The organism is Terrisporobacter sp. (assembly GCF_017888745.1).
GTDB lineage: Bacteria > Bacillota > Clostridia > Peptostreptococcales > Peptostreptococcaceae > Terrisporobacter.
In genome coordinates, this window is sequence record NZ_JAGHFM010000250.1 from 1 (window position 1) to 3,281 (window position 3,281).

Sequence of the window (3,281 nt, forward strand, 5' to 3'; positions counted from 1 at the left end):
ACTTATTTCTGCTGCTATACTATTAAATCCGTTAACTATTTGGCCTTTATATATAAATCCTCCACCAACTCCAGTTGATAAAGTTATATAATATACACTTTCACAATTTTTTGCTACCCCAGCCATAGCTTCTCCAAATCCTGCAACATTTGCATCATTATTAACTGCTACCGGTAAATTAAATTTGTCCTCCAGATATTTCTTTATTTCAAAATTTTCCCATCCAATCAAATTTGGTGGATTAATAATTATTCCTTTTTTTAAATCTAAAGGTCCTGGGCATCCTACCCCTATAGATTTAATATTATAGTCCATCCATCTTTTATTAATTTCTTCGTACAAATTATCTAAGTTTACAATAGGACCATCATAAACTTTATTTTTCATTTTAAATTTTTCTAAAATAGTATAATGTTGATTCATTATACTAGCTCTAATATTAGTTCCCCCAATATCAATTCCTATATAATAATCCATTTCATCCTCCAAAAGGTTAAATTCTCTCACTAAATTTAATACTATTCTAATATGATCATCTATATAGTTAATTCATAGTATTATTTTTTATCTTAATCATTGCCATAAAGTATATCAAATACTTCTTCATTTGATTTAGCATCTAGCAATAATCTACATATGTCATCATCTGCTAACTTAATACATATACTAGAAATTACTTTTCCTTCTATAATAATATCTCCATCTTCTGGAACTGCGAAAAGTATAAATAAACTTACAGGCAAACCATCTACACTTCCCCATTCTATTTCACAGTTAGTTTTTCCTACAACAATCGATGCTTTTCTTACGTATTTAGATTTCCCATGAGGAAGGGCAATATGATTTCCCAAACCAGTTGAACCTGCATGTTCTCGTATATAAACATCTTTTAAAAAACCATCTTTGTCATATATAATTTTATTTTCATATAATATATCTGTTAATTCCTCTAATACACCTTCTCTAGTAGTAGACTTTAAATTTAAATCTATAAAATTTTTATCTAGTACACTATTATTTTTCATATGAATTTTCAACTACATTATTTAATAAGAATTCTTCTATATCTTTTTCTCTTTCACATTCTAATATATAGTTTACATATTTTCTTGAAGTATATAATCTATATATTGAAAGCAAGTTTTCTTTCATATAATTATAATCATTACATAAAAGATAAAAAGAAATGTCTTTATTTTTATTATCTATAGTAGTAATTAACTTATTAGGCTCAGATTTTTTACTTATATATATATGAAAATAATTTGATAAACTAACTCGTTGTAAATTATTATTTTGTTTTATAAATTTTAGCTCTTTAATATTTTTATATTCACAGTTTAGGAATATATTTCCCTTTATTTCTTTACCTAACCCTCCCAAGTCTATATTCTTATTATTAATAGAATTATCCATAAGTATATTTTTAATATTCTTTATATCACTATCCATCAATAATGAAGAAACCACTATATAAATTTTATCCTTTATATCTATTTCTACTGTAGATACTATAAAATCTATATCATCTTTATTTATTTCATTTAGTTTATGTACTGACACTGTATCAACTATAGTCCACTGGGGAAAAGCTTTTTTCAACCTTGTAGATAACAATTGTGAAGTTCCATAACCACTATGACATACCACTAAAACTCGTTTATTACTAACAGTTCTTTCGAGTGCAGCTTGGAAGTATGTAGCTAAGTAAGATATTTCATCAATACTTATCTTATTAATATCATAATATTGCGACATTATATTTATTGATAATATACATAATCCAAGAATTTCACTAAATTTATCCTTTATTTCATCAAGTAATGGATTTTTAATTTGTATATCATATTTTAATCTATTTAACATTGGTTTGATATGTAATAATAATCCTTTTTGTAAGAGTTCATCTTCTTTTAAATTTGTATTAAGAAACTCTGACATTATATCTATGATCATATTAGTAAATTCTTCACTATTATTTATATATTTTCCAGACACAGATATATTACTATCTAATGTATTACCAAATCCTGAAGATGCTATATATTTATATATATAATATATCTCATCATTACTAGTTGAAACGCCATATCTTTCATATATTTTATCTGCTAAAATTAATACATTTTTATATACTTTTTCATTTAAATTATCAATTGATTTTATTTTATCTTCATTTGATTCTATTTGATTACCTTCTCCCACTCTTTTTAGACATATTAATATATGAGTAATCAAATTTATATAGTAAGGTTGACTTATGACATAATCTAAATTTTTTTCAAGTTCCTCAATTATAGTCTCCACAAATATAATTGAATCTGGATCAAATATTTTTAATAATGCAGAAAATGTGGATATGTCAAGCCTTGTAAACTCTGGTATGACATAATCATCATCATGCCCATCTAATATATCTTCAAGCAACTTTGCTATCGATTTTCTTATATCCGCTTCTTTACCCAAAATTCTAGTACCTTCTAGAGTTTTGCTTAATATTACATTATAACTTTTTAGCCATTCCTCTATATATTTGAAGTCATTAACAATTGAGGTTTTACTTACATAGTACTTTTCTGATAATTGATTTATTGATGTACTATCATTTGAATTTAGTAATAACATTTTCAATATTTCTACTCTTCTTTGCTCTACTGATACATTATTTTTATTCTTTAAATTAATTTTCAAGTCATTAATTAAATCTATATTTGTATTAGCTTCACTATCTATTAATATTCCATGTCCCCTTTTTGTCTTTATATCAATATTAAATCTACTAATATATTTACCAATTATCTTTAAATCTTTTTGTAATGTCTTATCTGATACATTTAACTTTTCCGTAAAATACTTTATTGCTTTGTAGTCACGCTCTTCTAGCATTAACTTACCAAATTCAACTTGTCTTGATATAAGTATATCCATATAAGCAGCCCCTTTGTTTTATTCTATTATTAGTATATTATCACAATCTAAACTTGGAAAAAATACTAAAAAACTTCTGTTTTATAAAAGAATTTATAGCATACCCTATATCATTTAAGTATATAATTTGTTTAATTTATTAAATATAATTTTACCAAAATAAAAGATAGCAGATAAAGTTATCAACTATCTTTTATTTCCAAAGAAAATATATTAAATTTATTTAATTATTAGTATTTTATACTATTAGAAACACTTAGCTTTGTCTATATCATTGAATAAATCCATTTTATACTCTATCACTTCTTTACATGCCTCTATACATGGTGGGTATATAGCATTAGGTTCATACC

General features: G+C 24.5%; 3 protein-coding genes. All 3 read right to left on the minus strand.

Translation table 11 applies throughout. The annotated features are described in order from the left end of the window. A partial coding sequence (locus J7G74_RS11410) for an ROK family protein (RefSeq protein WP_297135415.1) occupies nt 1–477 on the minus strand: 477 nt, incomplete at its 3' end. Nucleotides 478–569: 92 nt separating this feature from the next. Then, nucleotides 570–1,025, minus strand: coding sequence for a PTS sugar transporter subunit IIA (locus J7G74_RS11415; protein WP_297135418.1), 456 nt, complete (start codon nt 1,023–1,025; stop codon nt 570–572). Further along, complete coding sequence (locus J7G74_RS11420; RefSeq protein ID WP_297135420.1) at nt 1,015–2,928, minus strand: BglG family transcription antiterminator; 1,914 nt, start codon at nt 2,926–2,928, stop codon at nt 1,015–1,017. Before J7G74_RS11420 ends, J7G74_RS11415 begins: the two co-directional genes overlap by 11 nt. Nucleotides 2,929–3,281 lie beyond the last annotated feature (353 nt).

What these genes read in the sequence shown, in the direction of transcription:
- J7G74_RS11420 (WP_297135420.1), bottom strand. Translation starts at nt 2,928, where the DNA reads ATGGATATACTTATATCAAGACAAGTTGAATTTGGTAAGTTAATGCTA.
- J7G74_RS11415 (WP_297135418.1), bottom strand. Translation starts at nt 1,025, where the DNA reads ATGAAAAATAATAGTGTACTAGATAAAAATTTTATAGATTTAAATTTA.